This window comes from Prochlorococcus sp. MIT 1303, assembly GCF_001631965.1.
GTDB classification, from domain to species: Bacteria; Cyanobacteriota; Cyanobacteriia; order PCC-6307; family Cyanobiaceae; genus Prochlorococcus; species Prochlorococcus marinus_D.
Window position 1 is genome coordinate 69793 of the sequence record NZ_LVHK01000043.1, and the last position, 24702, is coordinate 94494.

Sequence of the window (24702 nt, forward strand, 5' to 3'; positions counted from 1 at the left end):
TTGAACGGATCCTAAGAGTGCTTGTTGATCACCAAAAGAGCGCGCGGACTTGCCAAAAGCTTCGCCGCGACGAAGCTGAAGAGAGCGGCCACTTCCCCTCGTGAGTCAACCGATCTTTCCGCCCAACTTCCCCCCTCAAGCACCAAAGACAGCCTCTGAGTCGACGGCACCGATATCAAGATCATCTACAGAGGGATTAACCCCATTCGCTGAAGCCTCGCCTGGGGTCTCTCCCAACTTGGAGGAGATCGTACGAATCGCCTATCAAAAAGGACATTCCGATGTACACCTAGGCGTTGGCGAAGTGCCCCGTTTCCGAGATCGCGGCGAAATGCGAAGCACAGATTGGCCTGTAACCGATCCAGAAAGATTTCAGGGTTGGTTGCAAGAGATCCTCTCTGCGAATCAGATCGATGAGTTCTTTAGAAGCAAAGAATTCGACGGCTCCCATACCTTCTCCTTCGTCAGGGTGAGAATCAATCTGCTGGATTCCCTGCGGGGACCAGCCATGGTGCTGCGGCTGATCCCCCAGAAAATCCTGACTCTGGAAGATCTGAAGCTGCCGGATGTGCTGCGGGAGATGGCGGCAAAGCCAAAGGGCCTGATCATGGTGACCGGGCCGACAGGCTCTGGGAAAAGCACCACCCTTGCGGCGATGATCGACTGGATCAACCGCAACGAGAACCGCCATATCCTCACCATTGAGGATCCCGTTGAGTTTGTGCATGAAAGCAAGCAATCGCTTGTAAGGCATAGGGAAGTGGGGCAGCACACCCTGAAGTTCCATCACGCCCTGCGCGCCGCCCTCAGAGAAGACCCAGATGTAATCCTGATCGGAGAGATCCGCGATCAGGAGACCCTGGCCACCGCCCTGGAAGCCTCCCAGACCGGCCATCTGGTCTTCGGCACCCTGCACACCAATTCAGCGGTAAAAACCGTGGAACGGGTTCTGGGGATGTATCCACCTGAAGAGCAGGAGAGTGTGAGGCGTTCCCTTTCCGAATCACTGCTGGGGGTGATCGCCCAGGGATTGCTGCGCACGACTGATAACAAAAGGGCCGCCTTTCATGACATCCTGATTAATACTGATGCTTGCAAGGACTACATCCAGCGAGGAGCCCTTGATGAAGTGGAGGAGATCATGGAGAAGAGTGGGTTTGATGGCATGGTGACCGCCAATCAGTCACTTCTAGCCCTGGTCGAACAGGGCAAGGTTGAGCCAGAACAAGCTGTATCGGTGAGTCTCAAGCCCAATGAACTAGCCCAAAGCATTCGTGGGCGGAATTAAACGACACCTAATTCAGCCAGGCTCTGCAATCAGCAGGCATCCCTAGACGCAACAACAACAACACGCTGATCCCAATAATCAATCCCGCCATTGCCATTCGACCATTCCAGATCTCGGCCTGTGGAGTGAACCCTCGCCGCCAAGCGTTTAGCTCTTCACTACTGACAGGTTCAGCAGAGGTGTTGGAATCAAGTGGAGATTCAGAAGCCATCGCTGCCTAGCTGACACGCTCAAGCTAATTCGCTTCTTCAAAATGGGGGAGGTGAATGGTACAAATCCTCGGCTTTGTCCAATGGCCATCGGGCTGCAACTCCCAACTCAAGAGAGCTGCAACCAACCCCAGAAACCAATCGCTGCAAGGCCGCTGCTCCAATCATGGCGGCATTATCCGTGCAGTATCGAAGCGGTGCCGTGTGCACTTCAATCCCCTGTTCTTGTCCACGTTTGCTCATCAGTTCTCTTAGGCGGCGGTTAGCAGCGACTCCTCCAACCATCACCACGGTTTTTAGGCCCTGGTCATTGGCGCAGAGCAAGCTGCGCTCGACCAAAACATCTGCAACCACTTGCTCAAAACTGGCAGCAAGATCTGCTCGGGGCAGGTCTTCACAAGTCTCTGAAAGAGCCTGAACCAGGCGCAGCATGGCGGTCTTCAATCCGCTAAACGAGAAATCGTAGGGATGAAATCCACCACCAGGCTTAGAGACCCGTCCTTTTGGCAAAGAAAATCTGCCAGAGTCTCCAGCCACGGCCAGCGACTGAATAGCCGGGCCACCTGGATAAGCCAAACCGAGTAAACGTCCGACTTTGTCAAAGGCCTCTCCCGCAGCATCATCATGGCTACGTCCAAGACGCACCATCTCACTCTCTACCCCGACCCGAATCAACTCAGTGTGTCCCCCGCTCACCAGTAGCACCAGATAAGGAGGGCGTGGAGGATGCTCCGCCAGGCGCACTGAAGCCAAATGTCCCTCCAGGTGATGAATGCCAAAAAAAGGCAGCGCATGGAGAGCAGCCAAAGATCTGCCTGTCACGGATCCCACCATCAGTGCTCCGGCCAGCCCAGGGGTCACCGTTGCAGCTACAGCATCAAAGCGAGCCATCGACTGTCCCGCCTCCTGCAAAACCTCCTCTACAAGATGAGGCAGAGCCTCCACATGCAAGCGAGAGGCAACTTCCGGTACCACGCCTCCCCACTGGGCATGTTTCTCAACCTGAGAAGCAATTCGGCTAGCGATAACCTGCAAACGCCCGTTATTTAGACGTAGGACTGCGGCAGCCGACTCGTCACAACTTGTTTCGAGGGCAAGCACCGTCGGCATAGTTGTGGGAAGCCTCATTTACATTTTACTTGTGACATCCTGCCGTTCCGGAGCAGGTCTTACAGGAATCGAAACCGATGCGTCGTCTCTTCGCCGTTGTGCTCTCGGCTCTGCTGGTTCTCGGCTTTGCACCCGTTGCTAAAGCTGACATAGCTGGCCTAACCCCTTGTGCTGAGAATGCCCGTTTTCAGCAGCGAGCCAGTGCTGCAGACACTCCACAGGCCATTGCCCGCTTTGACCGCTACAGCAAATCCTTGTGCGGTGATGACGGACTCCCACACGCTCTAATCCCAGCGCCAGTTGAGCCGTTTGCGATGCCCTTTATTCGCGGCCATGAAGGCGAAATCATGATCCCAGGGGTGATTTTCATCTATATCGCTGGAATCATCGGCTGGGCTGGTCGTTCTTATCTCCAGGCCATCAAAGCCAAAGGCCACAAAGCAGCCTTAGACAATGAGATCCATCTTGATATAACCCTGGCGTTCAATTGCATGCTGAGAGCTTCCGCCTGGCCGTGGCTCGCTCATATTGAAGGCCAAAATGGCAGCCTCCGTGAGAGCGACGACAAGATCACAGTTTCACCACGCTGAGCAATATTCTCCTCTTAACAACCACCTCATTTCCCCTTTATCAAGATGAGAAAATTCTTCGAAAGCTGGCCAATGGCTGCCGTTCTCTGGGTATGGCTCACAGCGGGAATCATTGTTGAATTCAACCGCTTCTACCCAGATCTTCTCTTCCACCCAATGGGTCTTTGAAGAGCTGAAGAGCATCAACAACTACAGCCAAGAAACACATTAGCTTCTTGGCTAAACTCCTTCAAAAGCCCTCTAAAGGGGCTTTTTTTATTGGCCTATGTTGTCAAATAACACTTTAAGGTCAGGAAAAGTCTTCGCATCAACAGCTCAAACCCATCAAAGACTCCAGCTCAATCACAGCAACCTGCAGGTTGTCATTAATCACGACAGCATCAAACTCCTGCTGAGCCATCAGTTCCTCCTTCGCCCTAGCTAAACGTCGCTGAATTGCCTCTTCAGGATCAGTGGCGCGTCCGCGAATGCGTCGTTCAAGCTCCTCAAAGCTGGGCGGTGCCAAAAAAATCTGAAAAGCTTCAGGGAAACTGCGCCGCACCTGTCGGGCCCCTTCCAGTTCAATCTCAAGCAAAACCGGACGGCCTAATGAAAGCTGCTGCTCAACAGGTTGGCGTGGGGTGCCATAGCGATTGCCTGCAAATTCAGCCCATTCAAGACAACCGCCAGCTTGAACCAGTGCTGCAAAGCGATCACGGTTCAAGAAGAAGTAATGATCACCCTCAATCTCGCCTTGCCTGGCTTCACGCGTTGTCGCCGAAATAGACAGCCAGATCTCTGGATGGAGCTCTAGGAGTTGCTTCACCAACGAACCCTTACCAACGCCACTGGGCCCAGTAATCACCGTGAGCTTTCCTTCAGCGGCGGATGGAGCCATTGATTGCATTGCATTGAATCGGATCGCAGAGTAGGAAGGCTGCGTGCAATCCAGGTCCCGACTGAATCGATGGCCCCTGCTGCCCTCCAGGTCATGGACCTCTCCAGCTTGCGCGCTGTACTTAGCGAGCTCCGCAAGGAGGTGCTGCCAAGCCGCTTCGAAAAGGTCCAACAACCAGAACCTCATACCCTCCAGCTCGGGCTGCGCACACTCAAAGGTCTTGTGTGGCTGGAACTCAGCTGGCGTGCTGATTGTCCCCGATTGGTCAAGATCACCCCTCCTCCTCGCCTAGGCAGCGGCAGCACTTTGGCCCAGCAGATTCAACATGGCCTTCGACAGATGGCGCTCATTGAACTGAAACAGACAGGATTTGATCGCGTGGTGGAATGCGGCCTCGCCCACCGCCCTGGCGAACCTATCGAGCGCACTCTGGTGCTGGAACTGATGGGACGCCACAGCAACCTGCTTCTGCTTGATCGTCAACGCCAGGTGATCACCCTTGGACGCCAGGTACGCAACCATCAATCAAGAGTGAGACCAATCGGAACTGCAGACATCTATGTCGCTCCACCGCCGATGCAAGGCAAAGAACCAAGCTCAAAGGAATCCCTAAAACGCTGGAAAGACATTCTCTGCCTTGTGCCAACCAAGCTGCGTAGCGCTCTACAGCAGTGTTACCAAGGCATCAGTCCTGCACTCGCTTTGCAGCTGGTTGACGACGATGCAAAAAAAGCACATGCCCTGCTGGAGCTTTCAGTACTTGAGATCACCGACGAGCAATGGCAAAACCTTTACCACCGCTGGAGTCGATGGCTGGACTGCCTTGAGAAAGAGCGCTTCACGATGAGGTTTGACGGTCCAAGCAGCTACCGCGTCTGGGACTGTGACAACTCAACCTCCTTCACCGATGGGCTCAGCCTCACTCTCGGGAGTTATTACCGAAGGCATCTTGAAACCCAGTCACTCAATCAACTAGCCGAAGACCTCCAGAAAAGACTGTCTCAGTGGCGACAACGAGAGGAGCAGGCCCTTGGCGAACAACAGGATCGACTCAACGAAACCAGTCAAAGCAATTCTCTTCAACAACAAGCCGACGCCATGCTTTGCCTGCCTTCGCCGAGCAAGGATCTAATCAACCAAACCCAAAAGCTCTACCGAAAAGCTCAAAAATTCCGCCGCTCAGTGCCCGTGCTTAAAACACGGATTGAACATCACCAGCAAAGGCTGCAACTGATCCAAGGCAGTGAAATGTTTCTGGAAGATCTGCTTGGAACCAGCTGGGAAGGACGGCGAGAACGGTCGATAAGGCTGCAGGAGTTGCGGCAGGAGCTGGACGAGTTGCTGATCTCTCAATCCCGCAATCGCCAGAAGCGGGGCCGTCGCAATCAACAACCCCCAAGCCCCCTCGAACTGACCACTCCTGGTGGACTCGTCGTTCAGGTTGGTCGCAACCACCGCCAAAACGATTGGATCAGCCTTCGCCAAGCTCGCCCTGGTGATCTTTGGTTTCATGCCCAGGAATGTCCTGGCAGCCATGTCGTTCTCAAGGCCTCCAATAGCCATGCTGAGGAGGCCGACCTGCAACTAGCTGCAGACCTGGCCGCTCACTTCAGTCGTGCTAGAGGCAATCAACGTGTACCCGTGGTGATGGTGCCCACAAGCAACTTGCAGCGAATCCCAGGAGCAGGCCCAGGGACCGTGCGATACCGGGACGGAAACCTTTGCTGGGCTGAACCAGATCGAGGGCTTCAACACCTCTCTGCCTCAGAACTCTTAGTCTGATGAAAACCAAGCGGCGCCTGTTCTGACCAGTCCCGATCAGCCCACAGGTTCGGTTCTTCCACCCCCTGCCCCGATTCACGTCGAGCAGGGAATCAAGCACACCGAACCACCCCACGACGTGGAAATGCCTCTGGTTGATCACCTGGAGGAATTACGGCAACGGGTGCTGCGCAGTCTGCTTGCTGTTGTTTTAGCGGCAGGTGCTTGCCTGCTCATGGTGAAGCCGCTCGTAAGGCTGTTGGAAGCTCCGGCTGGATCCATTCACTTTCTTCAGCTGGCCCCAGGAGAGTTTCTATTCGTCTCAATCAAGGTGGCAGGCTACGCAGGCTTAACACTTGCACTGCCCTATGTGCTCTACCAAGGGCTTGGATTTGTATTGCCTGGCCTCACCCAACGGGAACGACGTCTGATCGCTCCAGCAGTAGCTGGATCAGCGATCTTGTTTCTAGCCGGCCTTGCCTTCGCCTGGTGGGCCCTAGCACCAGCAGCTCTTAAGTTTCTGGTGAGTTATGGCGCCGATGTAGTCGAACCACTGTGGTCAATTGAGCGGTATCTCGATTTTGTGCTTCTGCTGATGCTGGCTACCGGCCTGGCCTTTCAGCTACCTGTGCTCCAGTTGATATTAGGCATTCTGGGCTTGTTGCACTGGCAACCCATGTTGAGTGCCTGGCGATGGGTCGTGCTTGGTGCCGCCTTGGCAGGAGCTGTATTGACCCCATCAACTGATCCAATCACCATGTTGCTGCTGGCTGGAGCCATTACAGCCCTTTTCCTGATTGGAGTAGGCCTAGTGGCGCTAACTGATCAATTCAGGCCAGACATGCCTGCAAGCGAAAGCGACCAGCCTCCTACAGCCACAAATTGAGAAGCTTGATCTTTCGGTTGTGCGAGCCAGCAATTCCCAGAGGACATCTACCAAGCCCAGTCGAATGACCGCCTAAAGCGCCTCGCCGAGATGATTGCGATCAGCCTGTTGATCCAGAACATAAAGATTACTGCTCAAATACGCCCAGATCACCTGCAAGTACAGACTCTGGCGGCACACCAGCAAGTGCCTGGCTTAGGAAGCTTGCCGACAATTCCTTAAGCAAGAAATTCCCTCTCCGAGCTCTAGAGGCAACAGAGCATCGTCAAGGATTAGGCAAAGCACAGAATGATGCGACGATTGCACTGAAAAGCCCAGTCTTTGCAAAGCGTGACGGGCCCTTCACAGTCCATAATGGTCTCCATTCTGCGCAGATCGAACATCCGTCATGACACAAATGACCTCGAGTGATGTGCCCGGGATGGGTCGTCGGCAGTTCATGAACCTGCTCACTTTCGGGTCAGTGACTGGCGTTGCGCTTGGATCCCTCTATCCAGTGGTGAAGTACTTCATTCCACCTCGTGCCTCCGGGAGCGGAGGTGGCACGAGCGCCAAGGATGAACTTGGCAATTCGGTCACAGCAAGCGGCTGGCTTGCAAACCATTCAGATGGTGACCGCAGCCTTGTCCAAGGGCTGAAAGGTGATCCTACCTACCTGATTGTTGAAGGTGATGATGCCATTGGCAGTTACGGAATCAACGCGATCTGCACCCACCTCGGCTGCGTGGTGCCTTGGAACAGCGGGGTCAATAAATTCGTCTGCCCGTGTCATGGCAGCCAATACAACTCCACTGGAAAGGTCGTAAGGGGGCCGGCACCCCTCTCTCTCGCATTGGCCAACATCGCTGTCGAGAACGACAACGTCTTTGTAAGCCAATGGACCGAGACAGACTTCCGCACGGGCGAGAAGCCCTGGTGGACCTGAATCTGACAACCAAACGCACCATCGTCGTTCCAGCTCTCCTATCCCCTCGCATCATGCGTCGCCTCATCCCCATCCTTCTCGGCTCACTGGTTCTTAGTTTGTCGATTCTTGTTGCTCCAGCTGCCAGCTGGGCCTATCCCTTCTGGGCTCAACAGAACTACGACAACCCCCGAGAAGCTACTGGCAAGATCGTCTGTGCAAACTGTCATCTGGCCCAAAAAACCACTCAGGCAGAAGTACCTCAATCAGTACTACCCGACAGCGTCTTCAAAGCAGTGGTAAAAATCCCCTACAAGAAAGACACAACAGAGATCAGCTCCGATGGCAGTGATGTGCCCCTCCAGGTGGGTGCCGTTGTCATGCTTCCTGATGGATTCAAGCTGGCCCCACAGGATCGCTGGAGCGAAGAGATAAAAGAAGAAACCAAAGGAGTCTTCTTTACTCAATACAGCGAAGAGAAGGAGAACATCCTCCTTGTTGGCCCGCTTCCTGGTGACAACAACAAAGAGATTGTTTTCCCAATACTTTCACCTGATCCTGCGACTGACAGCAGTATTCAATTCGGCAAATATTCCATCCACGTTGGAGGCAACCGTGGACGAGGCCAAATATTACCTACTGGTGAAAAAACCAATAACAACGCTTTCACAGCAACTGAAGCTGGCACGATTACATCTATTAAGGCTGGTAAAAATGGGGAAAGCGACATCAAGCTCAAAACTGACAGCGGAAAAGTTATCAGTGAAACCATTCCAGCTGGTCCAAGCCTGCTGGTAAAAGTAGATGACAAAGTAGAGGCTGGCGCCCCCTTAACTAGCGACCCAAATAGTGGTGGCTTCGGACAACTCGATACCGAGGTTGTGCTCCAGAATCCAGTTCGAATCTATGGACTCTTGGCATTCTTTGTAGCAGTTTCTCTCGCTCAGATCTTACTTGTATTGAAGAAGAAGCAAGTCGAAAAAGTTCAGGCTGCTGAGGGGATCTGATCCCCATTTATCTCAACTCAGTGGACGCATTCATCGCGACCTTTACCTCTCCAGGGCCCGAGCTCTTTCAGCTCGGGCCCTTTGCCTTGCGGTGGTATGGATTGCTGATTGCTATCGCCGTACTGATCGGCCTCAATCTGTCCAGCAGCCTGTCCCGTAAAAGAGGCCTTGAACAGGGCTTGATCAGTGATCTGCTGCCCATTCTCGTATTAACTGCCGTTGTTGGAGCACGCATCTACTACGTCGCATTTGAGTGGAGGAACTACAGCGGAGACAATTTTTGGAGCTCGATCAATATCTTTGGACTCGCCATACCAATCCCAAGTGCCGTGGAAATTTGGGGTGGAGGAATCGCTATTCATGGAGCACTGCTGGCTGGCACCCTTGCAGTGTTGATCTTCTGCCGTTGGCGTCGCCAAGCCTTCTGGGACGTTCTTGATGTGCTTGTACCATCCATTGCCCTTGGCCAGGCAATCGGACGCTGGGGAAATTTTTTCAATAACGAAGCTTTCGGTGTCCCAATCAAGGGTGACCTTGCTTGGAAATTGTTCATCCCATTCGTGAATCGTCCACTTAATTATGCCAATAACGAGTTTTTCCATCCCACATTCCTCTACGAATCAATTTGGAATCTTCTAGTCTTCACAGTGCTAATTGTTCTTTTTCAACGCAGCAACAAAGGTCTACTGAAGCTCCCCGCCGGTGCGTTGAGCTGCATCTACCTGATCACTTACAGCCTCGGCAGGGTCTGGATCGAAGCACTTCGAACTGATCCCCTCTGCCTAGGCGCCTTACCACCTTCCTGTGAAGGGGGCCTGCGTATTGCCCAGCTGATGAGTTTGGCGATGATGGCAGTTGGAGGTTTTGGCCTCTGGTGGCTCTATGGTCGCAAACGAAAGCTACCGGACCCAGGTAGGCCTAAGTCATTCGCTTGATGAGCAGAATCTCCATCGTTGGTGCAGGTCCAGGCGCGACTGATCTGCTAACACTTCGTGCCGCAGAACATCTCAAGCAGGCTGAGGTCCTTGTATGGACCGATTCACTGGTTTCACCAGATATTGCAGCATTGGCACCTGAATCCTGTGAACGAATCCGCACCAGCTCAATGACCCTCGAGGACGTTCTTCCGCTTCTGGTGAACAGGGCTCAAGCAGGCAAGCGGGTGGTCCGTCTTCACGACGGAGACCCCTGCCTTTATGGGGCCCTGTCGGAACAGATCTGTGGCCTTGCTGACGCAGGGATTGAAGTAGAGGTTGTGCCGGGTCTGAGTGCTTACCAAGCGACTGCCGCAGCCCTAAAAGCTGAACTCACCATCCCTGGCCTTGTCCAAACCATTGTTCTCAGCAGAGCAGGAGGACGCACGGGTGTTCCCGAGCGCGAAAACCTCCAACATCTGGCATCAATTGGAGCCTCTCTATGCCTCTACCTCAGTGCACGCCATGTGGAGGAAGTACAAGCCACACTGCTGCAGCACTATTCAGCTGAAACACCAGTAGCTATTGGCTACAGGGTGAGCTGGCCCGATCAATGGTTAAGCGTGGTGCCTTTGAAGCAAATGGCTACGACCTCCCGTGAACACGAGCTGATTCGCACCACCCTTTATGTCGTCAGTCCGGCCCTAGCTGCAGGACGCCAACGTTCGAAGCTGTATTCTCCAGACCACAAGCATCTCTTTCGCCAAAAGGGCTAAAGAGAGTGTTTTAAAATCCAGTAGTGCGGGCGATTAGCACAGTGGTAGCGCACTTCCTTCACACGGAAGGGGTCGTGGGTTCGAATCCCGCATCGCCCATAAGTTTTAATGCCAAGCATTTGCTTGATCTGCTCATCATCAAAACCAGGTAACCCCATAGACATGGGAACAAATGATGCCTGACAAGCTCAGTGCTTCCAACTAAGGTCAAATGCATGCAGGTCAACACTCCTCTTCCTTAATGCCGGAGCACCCTCAGGACTTCTTGAGTGACCAATCCCACTCAGAGCAAATCTCCACACCATTGATTCAAGTTGGCGCGTTGCTCAGAGAAGCCCGCGAAAAACGGGGGTTTTCAATAGCAGAAATTGCGGGAAGTCTTCGAATAGGCAAAGAGCAACTAATAGCCCTGGAGAATGGAAACAAAGACCTACTACCTGAGCCGGTTTTTATTAGAGCCATGGTGCGCCGGGTCGCCGAGCGACTCAACCTCGATGCGACTGCCCTTGTGCAACAAATTCAGGTCATCATTCCATCAAGCTCCGAAGCCCTACGCCAATCAAAGAGCAAAGCGTCTCGTCCAAACCTAAAAGTGATACCTGCATTGGCCTTTTTGGGAGGGTTGATTGGATTGACTGCAGCAGGACTAGCCATCACCTATTACATCAACCCCAACACCTTTATCCGCATCCAAACAAGCATCAACAACGCAATCATTTCAATCAACAACACCGCCGAAGGCATGATCTTTGGGTCTTCAACTCGTTCAAATGATGTAAAAGATGAGCCTAAGGACACTGAGCCAATCTCTCAGCCTGCAGATGCAACACCTAGCCAAAATTTGCCATCAACATCTCCATCAGGGCTAAAAAAACCAAATAATAATAATCAACCAGCTTCAACTGAACAGCCAAAAACACAGCCAGGTAGCAACCCCAACCCCCAACAGTGAAGCTGAGATTATTTTTGAAGGCACCCTTTGCGAGCCGCTTAGCTATCCACTAGAGGAAGACCTAGAAATCCATACAGGGCATCCTGATCTGATTCATGGAACTCATAATCGAAAACCGCCTACTGCTCTGGGCACAACCAGAAAGATCCGCTGGCATCAATTAACCAACAACAACAATCTAATGCTGAACTAAGTTCATTCCTCAACGACAACTTTCATGGTTACTCCGCTTGCTTCTTTCACAACCGAAGCACAGCTCTTCAAGCTCCATTGTTCAAGGCTGAGGTTCTGATTCAATTCTTCCGGCACGAGTTCAAAGACAACCTGATCATCATCAGCGGACTCCACTCTGATTGCAGCCACCACTGGCTCAGGACGGCGATCAATGGCTGCTGCTAATCGCAACAACAAAGCCATCTCGGCAACGAGACGACGATGCTCCCGGGTGGCTAAAGCCTGCCATTCCAGATGACGCTTCTTGGGAAGACTGCGGCGGTGATAGCGCGCAATAGCCGCAACCATCAAATGCTCCGCTTCCGAATAGCCGAGCAACTCGCCATGACGAATCAGATACCAGGAATGTTTGTGATAAGCACTGAGATTGATGTGCTGACCACAGGCATGCAACATTGCCGATGCCCAAAGCAGATCCCGACCACCTCCATCATCGTGATGAAGAACACCATGTGTGTGGTCGTAAAGGCTGAGTGCATGGCTGGCTACACGCTCTGCACGGCGGTGATTCACTGCAAAACGCTGCACCTGATGAATCACGGTGCGCTGACGAATACTGCTCTGAAAACTAAAGCGATCCTCCAGTAGGCCATGTCGCAGCATCCAGTCAACGATCAAACCCTCCCTCAGAGCCCTTTCACTCAGCACCAGCTCATCAGCAGCGAGCATCTGCATGGCGGTTTGAAGAATCAGCGCACCCGGAACGATGATTTCGGAACGGCGATCATTAATCGGCGTCTGGATGCGACGCTGCTCAGGCGTCATCGCTATCAGCTTCTCAACCAGGCCATCAAGCCGCTGCCGTGAGAATCGATAGCCATGCAATCTCAACGGAGGGCGATCGTCTTCGCTAGCCAACAAAGCACCGATGGCCATGGCGGTTCCACTAGTGGCAACCATCACAGGGCTCTCCCCAGGCTTGATGCGACGGCAGACCTTATCAACAGCTGGCTCTAAAGAACCCTGGATAAATGTCTGCAAAAAGGAACGCCGTTGAGGGGGGATTGGTTCATGCTTGACAAAATCCCTCTGTAGCCGCACTGCACCAACCCGCGTGCTTGTCAGAGCCCGAGCATCGCGACCATCCGCGAGTATGAGCTCTGTGGAACCGCCACCGATATCGAGCAAAAGATGGGGACACTCCCCAAAAGGCATGCCAGACAAAACACCCAAATAGATCAGTCGTGCTTCCTCAGCACCGCTCAACAGATCCACCTCAAGGCCGAGCTGATCCTGAATCCGTTGCAAAAAATCCCGCCCATTTGAAGCTTCACGTACTGCGCTAGTCGCCGACGCAACCACCTGCTCAACCTGATGGCTGGCAGCTAGCTCCTTAAAACGTTTGAGTGTTTCAAATACCCGCTCCATAGCAGGACCCGTAAGCTCTCCAGAATCAGGGTCTCGCTCACCCAGTCTTGTGGTTGATTTCTCTGCAAGATCAACGCTGAAGGTGTGCAGGGAAGGATCAACCGACGCCACCAGCAGATGGGTGGAATTGGTTCCAATATCAATCGCGGCAACGTTGCGGAGCTCTCGCTCAGAACGGAGCTGACCAGCACTGGCGTACCTGGCCTCCTCCCGCTCGACATCAACCACACCGAAAGGCAATGGCTCGACACCTGGCATGAAGAACAGGAGCCTGGAACGAGACCACTTTGCCATCAGCCAACGATGTCTAGAGGTCCCTCCCTAGGGTTCTTCAAACCCAGAAACCCGTGACCAGCAGATCCGTCTCTAATGGCTTAAGACAATGGCTAGAGCTGCTGCGATGGCACAAACCCAGTGGTCGGCTCATCCTTCTCGTGCCAGCAGGTTGGAGCCTTTGGCTTACTCCGGATGCACCTCCTTTAGCAGGGCTTGTGAGTTTGATCGTCGTTGGAGGTCTGATGGTGAGCGGCGCCGGTTGCATTGCCAACGATCTCTGGGATCGACGCATTGATCGCCAGGTGGAGCGCACGAGGGAACGGCCACTAGCGAAGGGCAGCATTCGAATTTCCACTGCTGTGGGCTTATTGATTGTGTTGTTGCTGCTCAGTCTTTTGGTCGTGGTCTCCCTGCCAACGCAAAGCCGGGGCCTATGCCTTGCTCTAGCCATCCTGGCCTTGCCACCGATCCTGCTCTATCCCTCGGCCAAGCGCTGGTTTGCCTATCCACAAGCGGTGCTTGCCCTCTGCTGGGGGTTTGCCGTACTGATCCCGTGGGCAGCAAGCCAGGCCAATCTCAACGGAGGCTGGCCACTGCTGGGCTGCTGGTTGGCCACTCTGATGTGGACGTTCGGCTTTGACACGGTTTACGCCATGGCGGATCGTCGTGACGACGCCAACCTGGCCTTAAAAAGCAGTGCTTTGAGCTTGGGGAGCCATGCACTTAAAACTGTCGCGTTTAGTTATGCACTGGCCTGCACCTTTCTGGCTAGTGCAGCAATGAGCGCAGGAGTGGGCTGGGCCTTTTGGCCCTTCTGGCTCATCGCCAGCATCGGCATGCAAAAAGAAACGTGGACCCTGCGAGGTTCCAATCAACCAATGACGACCTACGGGCAGCACTTTCAGCATCAAGTTCTGCTAGGCGCGATGTTGCTGATTGGCTTGATCCTGGGGCGCATCAGCTGAATCATGGTTCAGCTCCGATCTGACCTGCTCACACCAGCGCTTCAACGTGGCGACGAGGTGATCACAGTGGCTGCGAGTTCAGCGCTAGAGGATGAACAATCATTGCTCGAAGGCCTCAAAGTCCTTGAAGAATGGGGATTAGTCTGCCGGTCTCAGGAAGTGAGTGAACGCCGCTGGGGGTACCTGGCGGGCAATGATGCCAGCCGCCAGCGCGATCTAAATCCTGAGTCCCCTGCTGCTCTGCTGGCTTGTGCTCGCGGCGGCTGGGGGGCTGCACGTTTACTGGAACACAAGCAAACCTGGCAACCAGGCTGGCTAATGGGGTTTTCAGATGTCACCGCCCTGCTCTGGGCACGTTTGGCGGCCGGGTTCGACGGCTGCGTGCATGGCCCCTTACTCACCACACTTGCCAAGGAGCCAACCTGGAGCCAAGCCCGACTGCATGATCTTCTCTTCGGCAAACACATCCCAGACCTTGAAGGGCAGCCCTGGGTGGGTGGAGTGGCAAGCGGGCCATTGGTGGTCGCCAATCTCACTGTGGCCTCCCATTTGCTAGGCAGTAGCCATGTACCCGATCTCAACGGTGCAATCTTGATTCTGGAAGATGTTGAAGAAGCGCCCTATCGCATCGACCGCATGCTGACCCACTGGCGCCTCGCAGGCCTACTACAAAGACTGGCCGGCCTTGGATTCGGCAGCTTTGAGAGGTGTGAAGCACCTGAACAGATTCCTGGGGATAAAACCTTCCAACTTGAGGAAGTCCTCAAAGAACGCAGTGTTGACCTCGGAATTCCTGTCGTCGGCCAACTCCCAGTTGGTCATTGCTGCGGCAATGCTGCCTTACCACTTGGACGACAAGCCCAGCTTGACGGCAGCCATGGCCGGCTCAGCTTGCTGAGCTAAACAAAGCTATTTCAGCGAAATAATCAAGACAATAAACATCTGCCATTAGTCGAATGCCATTAATACTCAAGCCTAAAAAACAAGAGCATCGGCATTAAACTTTTAATTAAAAGAAGAGGAGGCCTAACGGATATCACCAACAAAATTATCAACCGCTAATCATAAAGTGCTATCCCAATTGAGCTTTCAATGAATCACACAAGAGCATCATTCTCTACTCCCCAAATCGCCTGAAGAGCAGCAATATCCGCATCAGAAAACCAGTAGTCCCAACCATCAGGGCTAATGTTGTATGACATCACGGTGTCATCTGTATTCCAGTTCCCATTAAATGGATCGTTATTAGGATGAGAAAGACCAAGGGCATGACCAATCTCATGAACTATAGTATTTCCATCCAAATCATTCAATGAAAGGAGCCCATCGGTATCCCTCCAGAGAACATCCCACCACGCTCCACCACCACCGGCCAATCTTCCACCCCTAGGGATAGCCTGTCCTACCATCGGCTGATCTCCCCAAGCACTAACGTAGTCAACTGAATAAAAATCTATCTCTGTACCGTAATTTGTATATCGCCTTCTAAAGTCTAGATCGATTAGAGGGTCAAGCCTATTGAAGACATACTCAATGAAGGCTATATCTGTTGTCGAATGACCAACACTGTGAATTGCAGTATCAATCCAACCATCAGCATTCTCTAGATAGTCCCAACCAAATGACTTATCTATATAGTAATCGAGGGTTTCATCACCATCATTTAAAAGTGCATCAACTGTGTGATCATATAAATGAAATCTAGGCAGTCCAGGGATTTCAGCCAGAAGCCCATCAGGAGAAAGCCTCCTTGCTAGAGGCATGCAAGTAGTGCAACTACAACTTCCCTCGGGAAGTCCAGCCACCTCAGTCAGAAGCGAATCTAATAGAAGAGTCATTTTTTTCTTTCCAACAACTTAGATCATTAGCTAACCTTAGACATTAGCGCATATCTTATAATGAAATCGCCAGCAGCAGGCTAGCCCCGAAACTACATGAATGCGCGCAATCTCTTTCGCATAGTTATTATTACTTACAGGAATATCTCGAGAAGGTTGGCCAGATCAAATTATAAAAGGAATTAATTCCCCTAGAGCGGTGGCGACTTTTTGTTTTCATCCTTCACCGCTATCAATAAATTCACTCAACCTCTTTGAAAACGCAGTGACCTTTTTCAATGCAAGCGGTGAGCTTGAACACAAGAATCAAGAGCATATGCATTTTCTCTACAAGTAGAACCAACAACTGACATGAAGGAAGACACCCGCGTTGGATGTCCTCAAGCCCAGGAAAGGTTTTCAGGGTTGCGACGTCCTCGAACTCCTGAACTAGGTCTAACCAGGCAGAAACAAAGCGTCAGTAAACAACATCAATGTTCCTTTTTATCACCCAGCTCCTAAGAAAACCAACCTCTTGCCTGTGCTGCTGAAAGATTCGTCCTACGCAGTTTTTTCTTTTTCTTTTTTTGACCCGAACTAATTGCCCCCTGCTCCCACCAGTAGCCCGAACCCCCCACGATTTTCACTAATTCGACAACTGTCAATTCTTCGTTAGTCATTAGATTGAAATGTCTATATATAAGACAAAAACACCTTCTCTCGAATCAATGGCTCATGCGATGACCTCTGTCACTCGCCTCTGTGAGGTTGATCACTCCGAAATCACAGTGCTTTGAGACAGATCTCCATCACGCCAAGATCTGCTGCACTAGGATTGAATGCTTAAAAGGTCACTCATGATCTGGGATGTTTTTGGTTGCAGCTATCAGGCTACCTCAACTGCAGCAATTGATCTCTCCAGGCCAACAACGACTTCCTTGGGATTGGGATGTAAGAGTCAATCAAATACCAGAAGAGTGGCATCAAGTTGCCATCAAATCCCTTAGAGCCAATGGCATTGAAAATGGTAATCTTCAGTTCAGCTTTTGTTGGTTAACCAAAGAGATATAGACATTTATTAGAGGTGGGAAATTAACTGCTTTTACAATGACAAGGAGCTTAGACCAAGTGAAACACCAACCCATTGAACAGCTAGCTTAGCAATTAAAAGTTTTTGCAGTTTTAATCTGTCTCAAGGCAATAAAAGCACAATCATTGACAGCCAATCCAATATTGAAGCCATCAGCTATTGATCACAAACAGATTCCTATTTTGCTCTCAGTGCAATCACTGCCTCGGCCACCGTGAGGTCAAACGGTGTAGTCACCTTGATATTGGCAGGGCTGGCCTCCAACACCTGCACCGGCCATCCCAGGCGTTCATAAAGCGAGGCATCGTCAGTCACTGTCCAACCCTTGGCCTGAGCCTCAGCATGACCTTGCTTGAGCTGCTCCACAGCAAAGCCCTGCGGAGTCTGGGCTGCCCAAAGTTCCGCACGATCCGGTGTGCCCGTAATGATCCCTTGACCATCAACGCGCTTGATCGTGTCGGTAACCGGAGTTGCAGCAATCACAGCTTCGCCAGCCACCACCGCCTCAGCGCAGCGATTGATCAAAGCCGCTTCAGCTAAACACCTAGCCCCATCATGAATAAGAACATGCTGCGCAACTGAAGGCAACGCCTGTAATCCACGCTCTACGGATTCCTGCCTTGTGCTGCCCCCCTCAATCCAAACAACGGGTTTGACTACCTCAGCCAACAACTCCATGATCATTGCTCGGTCCACAGGTTGGCCAACAATGCCAACCCAAGTGATCGAATCGGCTTCCATCACCGCATCAATCGTCCAAGCAAGAACAGGGCGTCCTGCCAGAGGCAAAAGCAATTTGTTGCGATCCGCTCCCATACGGCTTCCGCTTCCTGCAGCGACAATCAACAGATGCATATGCGCCTCCTGCCGCAAGCAGGCTGAAACCTCCTCCATACAATCAGCTCGCAACGCCTCTGCCTCTGGATCGATGCGTGTTCTCGCCCTCAGTCCGGGTCCTTTAATCCAACAACTTCAGAGGCTTCCAGCCCTAGCAGCAGCAGCCAACCAGCTGAAAGGCAAACTGCAGCTGGCCTGCGATCCCACCCATCAAGCCTTGTGGAGTCTGTTGCCAGCGATAGAAAAGGTAATCCCAATCGCCTTTAACTCCAGCCCATCCCTCGCTGACTGGACCAATCTGCTCGGATCTGTAAGAGAAGGCGATTTTCAAGTTTGCTTCAACTTCGCCCAAGGGCAACAAGTGAATTTGATGCTCTCAATGAGCCACATCCCCATCAGGATTGCGGAACAAGGCTTTGCACGCACAGCCCTCGTTGAGCCCAGCAAAGGTTGGCCTGCCCAACAATTGGACTGCTACCTCCAAGCGATTGGCCTCACTCTTGACGCCGACAGCTTCCGGCTGTTCCTGCCAGACGACAGCCTTCAGAAGGTTCGTGATCAACACCCCACTGGAGAGGGCCCCCTCCTACTGCTGGCTCCAAATGGCAACGATGGAGACTGGCCAACTCAGCAATGGTTAACCCTTCCAAATGCAATCAAAGGCAAATTACCCAATCTCAGAAGCATCACGCTGCCTTTAAAAGCACCCCTAATCCATCGCGCTGCCGAAGTGGCCTGCGCTGATGTCGTACTCAGCAGCTGTCCAATCACCCAACTGCTTGCCGTTTATACAGGTGTTCCCTTAGTTGCCCTAGGCACTCCAGCCGACGCCTTACCGAAACGAGATGAAATCCGTTGTCTGGGTGCCAGTCATGCAGACATCAACTCAATCAACCAGCAGGAGGTTCTCAACGCACTGGGCTTCCAATGAAAAGTTGGTGGTACCCATTTAGACGAGGTCCGCTTGCAAGCCTGCCGTTGCGAGTGCTCGCCAAACCCTGGCTAGGGCCAATCCTGGCCCTAGCCGTGGTGATCTTGGTAGGAGCCTTGGGCTATCGCCTCACCGAAGGATGGGACTGGGGAGATTGTCTCTGGATGGTGCTCATCACCATCAGCACCATCGGTTATGGAGAGGTGGAGCCGCTCTCGCAAGCTGGGCGACTGGTCACTGTGCTGATCATTGCCGGGGGGGTGGTCGTGGTTCAGCTCACGATTCAACGGGCACTACGGCTGACAGAATCCGGCTACTTCCGCCAGCTGCGGGAGCTGAGGTTTCGCAGGGTCTTGCGGCGTATGCGTGATCACGTCATCGTCTGCGGTTACGGCCGCATCGGCCAAGAAATCGCCTCAAAACTGCAACTCGAGCAGGTCCCAGTGCTTGTCGTGGAAATAGATCCAGCCAACAAACAAGCAGCAGAAGAACAAGGCCTAAACGTTTTACAAGCTGATGCCACCTTGGATGAAACGTTGCTTGAAGCTGGCTTAGACCATTGCCGCAGCCTGGTAGCTGCTTTACCCAGCAATGCAGCAAACCTCTATGTGGTCTTAAGTGCCAAAAGCATGCGACCCAACTGTCGACTGATCTCACGGGCCGATAGTGAAGAAGCTGCCGTCAAGCTGAAACTGGCAGGTGCCAGCGTGGTAGTGAGTCCCTATGTGGCCGCAGGCCGCACCATGGCTGCCACAGCTCTGCGCCCCCTAGCTGTGGACTTCATGGATCTGTTGGCTGGATCAGATTATGAAATCGAAGAATTCCAACTCAGCCAAGACCCACTCAAGTTCAACAAACTGAGCCAGCGCAGCCTGGCAAAACTTCAACTGGGCCGACGCAGTGGCGCAATGGTGCTGGCCATCCGAGACGGCTCATCCCTGATGGCCAACCCCAGTAGCGAAGTCGAACTGGCCCCAGGTCAATTACTTGTCGTCCTAGGCAGTAAAGCTCAACTCATCCGCTTACGTGAATTACTCGGCGAAGCATTGGACACCATCGAAAGGATGGCTAGTTGAGAAGAACTGCAATGGGTCCGTACGATCCTGCGAGAACGAATCACGCCATGACCTCTCCTCCTCCCCTAACTGGCCAAACCGCCCTAGTCACAGGAGCCAGTCGCGGGATCGGTCGTGCTGTAGCCCTTGCCCTCGCAGAGGCAGGAGCAGAAGTGGTCGTGAACTACTCAAGCTCAGCTGATGCAGCAGAAGAAGTTGTTCATACGATCACCAGCAACGGTGGCTCTGCCTATGCCATCAAAGCCAATGTGGCAGAAGAAGACGCCGTAGACCAACTGATCAAAACCGTGCTTGAACGCAGCAGCAGCCTGAATATTTTGATCAACAATGCAGGCATAACTCGCGATGGCCTGTTGATGCGAATGAAAACAGAAGACTGGCAAGCCGTGGTCAATCTCAACCTCACAGGAGTGTTTCTATGCACGCGGGCTGTTGCTCGCACGATGCTTAAGCAAAAAAGCGGCAGAATTATCAATATCACCTCCGTGGTGGGCCTCATGGGCAATGCAGGCCAAGCCAATTACGCAGCAGCCAAAGCTGGAGTGGTGGGCCTCACGAAAAGTACAGCCAAAGAATTTGCCAGCCGAGGAATCACTGTCAATGCAGTAGCCCCAGGCTTCATCACAACAGACATGACAAAAGAGTTGGATGCAGAACCGATTCTTGCCGCTATCCCCTTGGGATCCTTTGGCACCCCAGAGCAAGTCGCTGGAGCTGTGCGCTTCTTGGCAGCCGACCCTGCAGCGGCTTACATCACTGGACAAGTGCTACAAGTTGATGGCGGCATGCTGATGGGCTGAAAAGCTACTGCTGGATCAGACGTTCAGGATTCCAGCGGCTGTCCCAGTTCATCTCGCAAGCGCCGGATGCGCTGAAGGAGTCTTAAACGTCTGCTCCTGGCAGTGACTGTCAGGAAGAGACGCAAGGGCACATACACCATAGCCATGATTCCGGCCAGGCCGGCCATGATCACGAAAAACAGCGCCCCAGTGTCATTCATAGCTGGACCATACCCAGCCAATCCCCTGCAAGCACACCCATAACAACAAGGATTCGGCTTTCCCCACTTATGCCCCCTCGCCCGCGGTGAACGTCCTATGGGACATTGACGGACGGGTACCAGCAGACCATGGCCAAACTCCTCAGTTTTTCGGATGACTCCCGCAGTGCTCTTGAGCGCGGTGTCAATTCCCTAGCCGATGCCGTGCGCGTCACCATCGGCCCCCGTGGCCGCAACGTGGTGCTTGAGAAAAAATTTGGCGCCCCAGACATCGTTAATGACGGAGTCACCATCGCCAAAGAGATCGAACTTGACGATCCATTTGAAAACCTTGGTGCCAAGCTGATTCAACAGGTCGCATCCAAGACAAAAGACAAGGCAGGGGATGGCACCACTACCGCCACCGTGCTTGCCCAAGCGATGGTGCATGAAGGCTTACGCAATGTGGCCGCTGGCGCAAGTCCAATCGAACTGCGTCGTGGCATGGAAAAGGCCGTGGCCCAATTGGTAAAAGAGCTTGCCCAGCTCAGTCAAGCTGTTGGAGGTAATGCCATCCATCAGGTCGCCACTGTCAGCTCAGGGGGAGACCAGGAAGTGGGCAGGATGGTGTCTGAAGCCATGGACAAAGTAAGCGCCGATGGTGTGATCACCGTTGAGGAATCCAAATCTCTCGCCACCGAACTAGAAGTCACTGAAGGCATGGCCTTCGACCGCGGTTACAGCTCCCCTTATTTTGTTACCGATGCAGACCGTCAGATCTGCGAATTTGAGAATGCCCTGCTGTTGCTCACAGACCGCAAGATCAGTTCAGTTTCCGATCTTGTGCCCATCCTGGAAAGCCTGCAGAAAAGTGGCTCCCCTCTCGTCATCATTGCTGAGGAGGTAGAGGGTGAGGCCCTTGCCACCCTGGTCGTCAACAAAAACCGAGGTGTCTTGCAGGTAGCAGCTGTTCGTGCACCATCCTTCGGAGATCGCCGCAAAGCTGCCCTGGCCGACATCGCAGTTCTAACTGGTGGAACTGTCATTAGTGAAGACCGCGCCATGACCCTTGAGAAAGTCAGCCAAGACGATCTAGGGCAGGTCCGACGAATCACAATCAGCAAAGACAACACAACTATTGTCGCCAAGGATGAGAACCGCGATGCCGTGAATGCCCGCGTGGCCTCTATCAAAAGAGAATTAGATGAAACTGACTCCGAATACGACCGCGAGAAACTCAATGAACGCATTGCCAAGCTGGCCGGTGGTGTAGCCGTCATCAAGGTTGGGGCCCCTACCGAAACGGAACTCAAAAACCGCAAGCTGCGCATTGAGGATGCGCTCAACGCCACCCGTGCTGCAGTTGAAGAGGGGATTGTGGCAGGTGGTGGCACCACGCTCCTGCGATTAAGCAAAGGGCTGAGCAAACTGGCCGAACAGCTCAACGGCGATCAACGCACCGGCGTAGAAATTGTGCAGCGAGCACTCTCCGCACCTGCACGCCAGATTGCTATCAATGCTGGCGAGAATGGTGATGTAGTGATCTCTGAGATGCAACGCCTTAACAAGGGCTTTAACGCCATCTCCAGCACCTACGAAGACCTTTTGGAAGCAGGTATTCTCGATGCCACCAAGGTGGTGCGCCTGGCACTTCAGGACGCAGTCTCAATCGCTTCGATGATGGTGACCACAGAGCTCGTGATTGCAGACAAACCCGAGCCTCCTGCTCCCGCCGGCGATGGCGGTGGTGACCCGATGGGTGGAATGGGTGGAATGGGTGGAATGGGTGGAATGGGTGGAATGGGTGGAATGGGTGGAATGGGTGGAATGGGAATGCCAGGCATGATGTAGTCCGGCCCCAAAGCTTTTCCTAGGGCTAGAAAAAGAACGCCGCCACAACGCATGGACAAGTCTCATGCGTTGTGCATCTGCATCTGCCTGGACAAGTCACGACCCAAAGCACGTCCCACAGTTCAGTTGATGCCAAAAAGCTTTGGAAGTTAAGCCGCCAATGTTCGGCAATAGTTTTCCACCTGCAGGTCGACACCGGTAATCGCTGTACCGACTACCACCATGTCTGCACCTGAAGACAATGCTTCTAGTGCTATCTGAGGAGAATCAAGCCCGCCTTCGCAGATGAGCTTGACATCTGAATAAAGCTGCTGCCGCAACGGCCCCAACAAACACAAACCTGGAGGCCGCTTAACAGCAGTCACTTCGGTATAGCCATAAAGAGTGGTGCCCACAAAGCTGCAACCAAGCTCTGCTGCACGTAAACCATTCTCGATCGTATCGACATCTGCCATCAGAGGGGCTCCCAAATCTTCCCGAACCCGACTCACAAGCTGCTCAAGAGTGATCCCCCCTGGCCGATGACGCTGGGTAGCATCGAGAGCCACGACATCTGCTCCCGCCGACCAGACAGCCTGAACCTCCTCCCATCCTGGCGTGATGTAGACAGCACTATCAGGGAAGGAACGCTTCCAAAGCCCAATAATCAAGGCATCCGGACAACGGCGTCGAACGGCACCAATGTGTTCCGGACTTTCCAAACGCACCCCAACCGCGCCATTGCAAAGACTGGCTTCAGCCATGGCCGCAATTACCTGAGGATGACGCATCGGTGAACCCTCGGGCGCCTGAACAGAGACAATCAACCCCCGTCTGAGAGTTTCAAAAGCAGGCAAAGACATGCTCAGAATGCCTTCGACAGCTTTGCATTCGTGATTGGCGAGCAATGATGCGGCAAATGGTTTAGAGCAAAAGCAGGGGAAGGTAGAACTGACAACGAGTTCAGGACCGTCGGGGCTTGCTCCGACAGAGGCTCCTGCCCTTGAACGAAAACCTCTAAACAGTTCTGAAATTCAAAGAACCATTGCATCTGCCAAAGGCTCAGCAATGTCGTGACGCAATAGCGATACACCTGCTGGACGTCAGGCATGGCAAGCAGTGGAGTGGTGCACGAAATCAGGCGAGTTTACGGTTCAACAAAGGACGAATCATCAGGAACAAGCCAACGGTGACCACCATCAACACGGTCAAACATCCATAACCACTCACAGTCCCGTAAGGAGCATCAAGTAGAACGGCACCAAGATCAAGCGGACCGGCATAGGCAGCTCGTATGGGCTCAATCGCAAAAGTAAGTGGATTTAGGGCCGCAAGCCAGCCAAGCCAATCAGGCATAAAAGACAGCGGCGCCAGAGCCGTGCTCGCAAACAACAAAGGCAAATTGGCCACAAAGATCACCGCAATCAATTCAATGTGACCTGGCAGAGCAAAAGCCAGTCCAAGGCTCAAGGCAGTGAACGCAAAAACCAGCAACAACAAGGTGAACAACACCAAGACCAGTCCCGAAACACCTGGCCAGCCGTAACCCAGTAAGGCAGCCGTTGCCATGATCGCCAGGCTCTGCAGAAGACTTAGAGATGTGATGTAGATCACAGAAGCAAGCACGATCGAGCTGCGACTGCGCAGCGGAGCCACCAGAAGACGGTTTAAAAAACCAAATTCACGATCAAACATCACTGGCAATCCAGCATTGAGTGCACCACTGAACGCTGTGAACACAATCACACCAGCCCCTAAGAACCTCCCGTAGCTCATGCCTCCTGGCAACAAACCCTCCGGAGCATTAGAGAACAAAGCACCAAACAACACCAACCAGATCAAGGGCTGAAGGATGCCAGCAATCAAGGTCGACGGGCGTCGCAACAGCTGCAAGAAAAGTCTGCGCGTGAGGGCCAAAGTTTCCTGCATAAGATCAACCAATGGCCCCTGCTCTGCAGCACGGGTAGTAACAGCGGCAACAGGGCTAGTCATGGAGTGACTGTCAACAGAACGAATGAGAAAAGG

Annotated in this window: 26 protein-coding genes and 1 tRNA gene; 17 read left to right on the plus strand and 10 right to left on the minus strand. The window is 53.0% G+C overall.

Translation table 11 applies throughout. The features are described from left to right. Positions 1 to 100: 100 nt before the first annotated feature. The gene (locus tag PMIT1303_RS08275) at positions 101 to 1288 is read left to right on the plus strand and encodes a type IV pilus twitching motility protein PilT (protein ID WP_063398313.1); all 1188 of its coding nucleotides are present in this window, start codon (positions 101 to 103) and stop codon (positions 1286 to 1288) included. A gap of 7 nt (positions 1289 to 1295) precedes the next feature. Here the strand turns inward: PMIT1303_RS08275 and PMIT1303_RS08280 are convergent, their stop codons facing one another. Further along, positions 1296 to 1499 (minus strand): hypothetical protein, encoded by a 204-nt coding sequence (locus PMIT1303_RS08280; RefSeq protein WP_063398314.1) that lies wholly within the window; start codon positions 1497 to 1499, stop codon positions 1296 to 1298. Positions 1500 to 1536: 37 nt separating this feature from the next. Beyond that, a complete protein-coding gene (gene tsaD / locus PMIT1303_RS08285; RefSeq protein WP_063398315.1) occupies positions 1537 to 2607 on the minus strand; it encodes a tRNA (adenosine(37)-N6)-threonylcarbamoyltransferase complex transferase subunit TsaD in 1071 nt (356 codons plus the stop codon). 77 nt (positions 2608 to 2684) lie between these two features. Between tsaD and PMIT1303_RS08290 the strand changes: the two genes are divergently transcribed. Together PMIT1303_RS08290 and psaJ are read left to right on the plus strand one after the other, a co-directional pair. Continuing rightward, positions 2685 to 3197, plus strand: a complete 513-nt coding sequence (locus tag PMIT1303_RS08290) for a Photosystem I reaction center subunit III (protein WP_063398316.1) — start codon at positions 2685 to 2687, stop codon at positions 3195 to 3197. Positions 3198 to 3242: 45 nt separating this feature from the next. Further along, a complete protein-coding gene (gene psaJ, locus PMIT1303_RS08295; RefSeq protein ID WP_011130685.1) occupies positions 3243 to 3365 on the plus strand; it encodes a photosystem I reaction center subunit IX in 123 nt (40 codons plus the stop codon). A gap of 139 nt (positions 3366 to 3504) precedes the next feature. Here psaJ and gmk read toward each other — a convergent pair whose 3' ends face one another. Beyond that, positions 3505 to 4074: a guanylate kinase gene (gene gmk / locus PMIT1303_RS08300; protein WP_063398453.1), complete on the minus strand. Its 570-nt coding sequence runs from the start codon at positions 4072 to 4074 to the stop codon at positions 3505 to 3507. A 69-nt stretch (positions 4075 to 4143) separates the two neighbouring features. Between gmk and PMIT1303_RS08305 the strand changes: the two genes are divergently transcribed. From PMIT1303_RS08305 to PMIT1303_RS08340, 8 genes are all read left to right on the plus strand, one after another. Beyond that, entirely contained in the window at positions 4144 to 5856 is a 1713-nt protein-coding gene (locus PMIT1303_RS08305) for an NFACT RNA binding domain-containing protein (RefSeq protein ID WP_063398454.1), read from the plus strand. Between the two features lie 124 nt (positions 5857 to 5980). Next, positions 5981 to 6721 (plus strand): twin-arginine translocase subunit TatC, encoded by a 741-nt coding sequence (gene tatC, locus PMIT1303_RS08310; protein ID WP_071818080.1) that lies wholly within the window; start codon positions 5981 to 5983, stop codon positions 6719 to 6721. 388 nt (positions 6722 to 7109) lie between these two features. Then, entirely contained in the window at positions 7110 to 7646 is a 537-nt protein-coding gene (gene petC, locus PMIT1303_RS08315) for a cytochrome b6-f complex iron-sulfur subunit (protein ID WP_011825335.1), read from the plus strand. Between the two features lie 53 nt (positions 7647 to 7699). Further along, the gene (petA, locus tag PMIT1303_RS08320; protein WP_063396411.1) at positions 7700 to 8632 is read left to right on the plus strand and encodes a cytochrome f; all 933 of its coding nucleotides are present in this window, start codon (positions 7700 to 7702) and stop codon (positions 8630 to 8632) included. 20 nt (positions 8633 to 8652) lie between these two features. Next, positions 8653 to 9567 carry a prolipoprotein diacylglyceryl transferase gene (gene lgt / locus PMIT1303_RS08325; RefSeq protein WP_063398317.1) on the plus strand — a complete coding sequence of 305 codons (915 nt, stop codon included), beginning with the start codon at positions 8653 to 8655 and terminating at the stop codon, positions 9565 to 9567. Next, entirely contained in the window at positions 9567 to 10322 is a 756-nt protein-coding gene (cobM, locus tag PMIT1303_RS08330; protein ID WP_011825332.1) for a precorrin-4 C(11)-methyltransferase, read from the plus strand. The genes lgt and cobM overlap by 1 nt, the downstream gene beginning before the upstream one ends. A 27-nt stretch (positions 10323 to 10349) precedes the next feature. Continuing rightward, positions 10350 to 10421: transfer RNA gene (locus PMIT1303_RS08335), tRNA-Val, on the plus strand. 142 nt (positions 10422 to 10563) lie between these two features. Then, a complete protein-coding gene (locus PMIT1303_RS08340) occupies positions 10564 to 11274 on the plus strand; it encodes a RodZ family helix-turn-helix domain-containing protein (protein WP_063398318.1) in 711 nt (236 codons plus the stop codon). 195 nt (positions 11275 to 11469) lie between these two features. Here the strand turns inward: PMIT1303_RS08340 and PMIT1303_RS08345 are convergent, their stop codons facing one another. Continuing rightward, on the minus strand, positions 11470 to 13170 hold the full coding sequence (locus PMIT1303_RS08345) for a Ppx/GppA phosphatase family protein (RefSeq protein ID WP_082824473.1): 1701 nt from the start codon (positions 13168 to 13170) through the stop codon (positions 11470 to 11472). Between the two features lie 53 nt (positions 13171 to 13223). Between PMIT1303_RS08345 and PMIT1303_RS08350 the strand changes: the two genes are divergently transcribed. Together PMIT1303_RS08350 and PMIT1303_RS08355 are read left to right on the plus strand one after the other, a co-directional pair. Then, positions 13224 to 14117: a 4-hydroxybenzoate polyprenyltransferase gene (locus tag PMIT1303_RS08350; protein ID WP_063398319.1), complete on the plus strand. Its 894-nt coding sequence runs from the start codon at positions 13224 to 13226 to the stop codon at positions 14115 to 14117. A gap of 3 nt (positions 14118 to 14120) precedes the next feature. Continuing rightward, entirely contained in the window at positions 14121 to 15020 is a 900-nt protein-coding gene (locus tag PMIT1303_RS08355) for an LD-carboxypeptidase (protein ID WP_063398320.1), read from the plus strand. Positions 15021 to 15214: 194 nt separating this feature from the next. Here the strand turns inward: PMIT1303_RS08355 and PMIT1303_RS08360 are convergent, their stop codons facing one another. The 3 genes from PMIT1303_RS08360 to ispD form a co-directional block, all read right to left on the minus strand. Continuing rightward, on the minus strand, positions 15215 to 15880 hold the full coding sequence (locus PMIT1303_RS08360) for a hypothetical protein (RefSeq protein WP_063398321.1): 666 nt from the start codon (positions 15878 to 15880) through the stop codon (positions 15215 to 15217). A 572-nt stretch (positions 15881 to 16452) separates the two neighbouring features. Beyond that, entirely contained in the window at positions 16453 to 16614 is a 162-nt protein-coding gene (locus tag PMIT1303_RS13515) for a hypothetical protein (protein WP_156486981.1), read from the minus strand. A gap of 587 nt (positions 16615 to 17201) precedes the next feature. Further along, positions 17202 to 17879, minus strand: a complete 678-nt coding sequence (gene ispD / locus PMIT1303_RS08370; RefSeq protein WP_063398456.1) for a 2-C-methyl-D-erythritol 4-phosphate cytidylyltransferase — start codon at positions 17877 to 17879, stop codon at positions 17202 to 17204. Between the two features lie 73 nt (positions 17880 to 17952). Between ispD and PMIT1303_RS08375 the strand changes: the two genes are divergently transcribed. The 3 genes from PMIT1303_RS08375 to fabG are packed head-to-tail and all read left to right on the plus strand — an operon-like array spanning position 17953 to position 20668. Further along, positions 17953 to 18792, plus strand: a complete 840-nt coding sequence (locus PMIT1303_RS08375) for a glycosyltransferase family 9 protein (RefSeq protein ID WP_063398323.1) — start codon at positions 17953 to 17955, stop codon at positions 18790 to 18792. Next, positions 18789 to 19868: a TrkA family potassium uptake protein gene (locus PMIT1303_RS08380; RefSeq protein ID WP_063398324.1), complete on the plus strand. Its 1080-nt coding sequence runs from the start codon at positions 18789 to 18791 to the stop codon at positions 19866 to 19868. The genes PMIT1303_RS08375 and PMIT1303_RS08380 overlap by 4 nt, the downstream gene beginning before the upstream one ends. A 47-nt stretch (positions 19869 to 19915) precedes the next feature. Further along, positions 19916 to 20668, plus strand: coding sequence for a 3-oxoacyl-[acyl-carrier-protein] reductase (gene fabG, locus PMIT1303_RS08385; protein ID WP_063398325.1), 753 nt, complete (start codon positions 19916 to 19918; stop codon positions 20666 to 20668). Positions 20669 to 20691: 23 nt separating this feature from the next. Here fabG and PMIT1303_RS13520 read toward each other — a convergent pair whose 3' ends face one another. Next, positions 20692 to 20868, minus strand: coding sequence for a hypothetical protein (locus tag PMIT1303_RS13520; RefSeq protein WP_156486982.1), 177 nt, complete (start codon positions 20866 to 20868; stop codon positions 20692 to 20694). 129 nt (positions 20869 to 20997) lie between these two features. On the opposite strand from PMIT1303_RS13520, the gene groL reads away from it, so the two are divergent. Continuing rightward, positions 20998 to 22698, plus strand: a complete 1701-nt coding sequence (gene groL / locus PMIT1303_RS08390; protein WP_063398326.1) for a chaperonin GroEL — start codon at positions 20998 to 21000, stop codon at positions 22696 to 22698. A 149-nt stretch (positions 22699 to 22847) separates the two neighbouring features. On the opposite strand, the gene PMIT1303_RS08395 is transcribed toward groL, so the two are convergent. Next, positions 22848 to 23540, minus strand: coding sequence for an N-acetylmannosamine-6-phosphate 2-epimerase (locus PMIT1303_RS08395; protein ID WP_063398457.1), 693 nt, complete (start codon positions 23538 to 23540; stop codon positions 22848 to 22850). 274 nt (positions 23541 to 23814) lie between these two features. Beyond that, positions 23815 to 24669 (minus strand): ABC transporter permease, encoded by an 855-nt coding sequence (locus PMIT1303_RS08405; RefSeq protein ID WP_063398328.1) that lies wholly within the window; start codon positions 24667 to 24669, stop codon positions 23815 to 23817. Positions 24670 to 24702: the final 33 nt, after the last annotated feature.

Excerpts from the sequence above, each read along its gene's own strand:
- PMIT1303_RS08355 (WP_063398320.1), top strand. The coding sequence starts at position 14,121 with ATGGTTCAGCTCCGATCTGACCTGCTCACACCAGCGCTTCAACGTGGC.
- cobM (WP_011825332.1), top strand. The coding sequence starts at position 9,567 with ATGAGCAGAATCTCCATCGTTGGTGCAGGTCCAGGCGCGACTGATCTG.
- psaJ (WP_011130685.1), top strand. The coding sequence starts at position 3,243 with ATGAGAAAATTCTTCGAAAGCTGGCCAATGGCTGCCGTTCTCTGGGTA.
- PMIT1303_RS13515 (WP_156486981.1), bottom strand. The coding sequence starts at position 16,614 with ATGACTAACGAAGAATTGACAGTTGTCGAATTAGTGAAAATCGTGGGG.
- groL (WP_063398326.1), top strand. The coding sequence starts at position 20,998 with ATGGCCAAACTCCTCAGTTTTTCGGATGACTCCCGCAGTGCTCTTGAG.
- gmk (WP_063398453.1), bottom strand. The coding sequence starts at position 4,074 with ATGGCTCCATCCGCCGCTGAAGGAAAGCTCACGGTGATTACTGGGCCC.
- tsaD (WP_063398315.1), bottom strand. The coding sequence starts at position 2,607 with ATGCCGACGGTGCTTGCCCTCGAAACAAGTTGTGACGAGTCGGCTGCC.
- PMIT1303_RS08340 (WP_063398318.1), top strand. The coding sequence starts at position 10,564 with ATGCCGGAGCACCCTCAGGACTTCTTGAGTGACCAATCCCACTCAGAG.
- PMIT1303_RS08395 (WP_063398457.1), bottom strand. The coding sequence starts at position 23,540 with ATGTCTTTGCCTGCTTTTGAAACTCTCAGACGGGGGTTGATTGTCTCT.
- tatC (WP_071818080.1), top strand. The coding sequence starts at position 5,981 with ATGCCTCTGGTTGATCACCTGGAGGAATTACGGCAACGGGTGCTGCGC.
- petA (WP_063396411.1), top strand. The coding sequence starts at position 7,700 with ATGCGTCGCCTCATCCCCATCCTTCTCGGCTCACTGGTTCTTAGTTTG.
- fabG (WP_063398325.1), top strand. The coding sequence starts at position 19,916 with ATGACCTCTCCTCCTCCCCTAACTGGCCAAACCGCCCTAGTCACAGGA.
- petC (WP_011825335.1), top strand. The coding sequence starts at position 7,110 with ATGACACAAATGACCTCGAGTGATGTGCCCGGGATGGGTCGTCGGCAG.
- PMIT1303_RS08380 (WP_063398324.1), top strand. The coding sequence starts at position 18,789 with ATGAAAAGTTGGTGGTACCCATTTAGACGAGGTCCGCTTGCAAGCCTG.
- PMIT1303_RS13520 (WP_156486982.1), bottom strand. The coding sequence starts at position 20,868 with ATGAATGACACTGGGGCGCTGTTTTTCGTGATCATGGCCGGCCTGGCC.
- PMIT1303_RS08280 (WP_063398314.1), bottom strand. The coding sequence starts at position 1,499 with ATGGCTTCTGAATCTCCACTTGATTCCAACACCTCTGCTGAACCTGTC.
- PMIT1303_RS08345 (WP_082824473.1), bottom strand. The coding sequence starts at position 13,170 with ATGGCAAAGTGGTCTCGTTCCAGGCTCCTGTTCTTCATGCCAGGTGTC.
- PMIT1303_RS08290 (WP_063398316.1), top strand. The coding sequence starts at position 2,685 with ATGCGTCGTCTCTTCGCCGTTGTGCTCTCGGCTCTGCTGGTTCTCGGC.
- PMIT1303_RS08405 (WP_063398328.1), bottom strand. The coding sequence starts at position 24,669 with ATGACTAGCCCTGTTGCCGCTGTTACTACCCGTGCTGCAGAGCAGGGG.
- ispD (WP_063398456.1), bottom strand. The coding sequence starts at position 17,879 with ATGCATCTGTTGATTGTCGCTGCAGGAAGCGGAAGCCGTATGGGAGCG.
- PMIT1303_RS08375 (WP_063398323.1), top strand. The coding sequence starts at position 17,953 with ATGCGTGTTCTCGCCCTCAGTCCGGGTCCTTTAATCCAACAACTTCAG.
- PMIT1303_RS08305 (WP_063398454.1), top strand. The coding sequence starts at position 4,144 with ATGGCCCCTGCTGCCCTCCAGGTCATGGACCTCTCCAGCTTGCGCGCT.
- PMIT1303_RS08360 (WP_063398321.1), bottom strand. The coding sequence starts at position 15,880 with ATGCCTCTAGCAAGGAGGCTTTCTCCTGATGGGCTTCTGGCTGAAATC.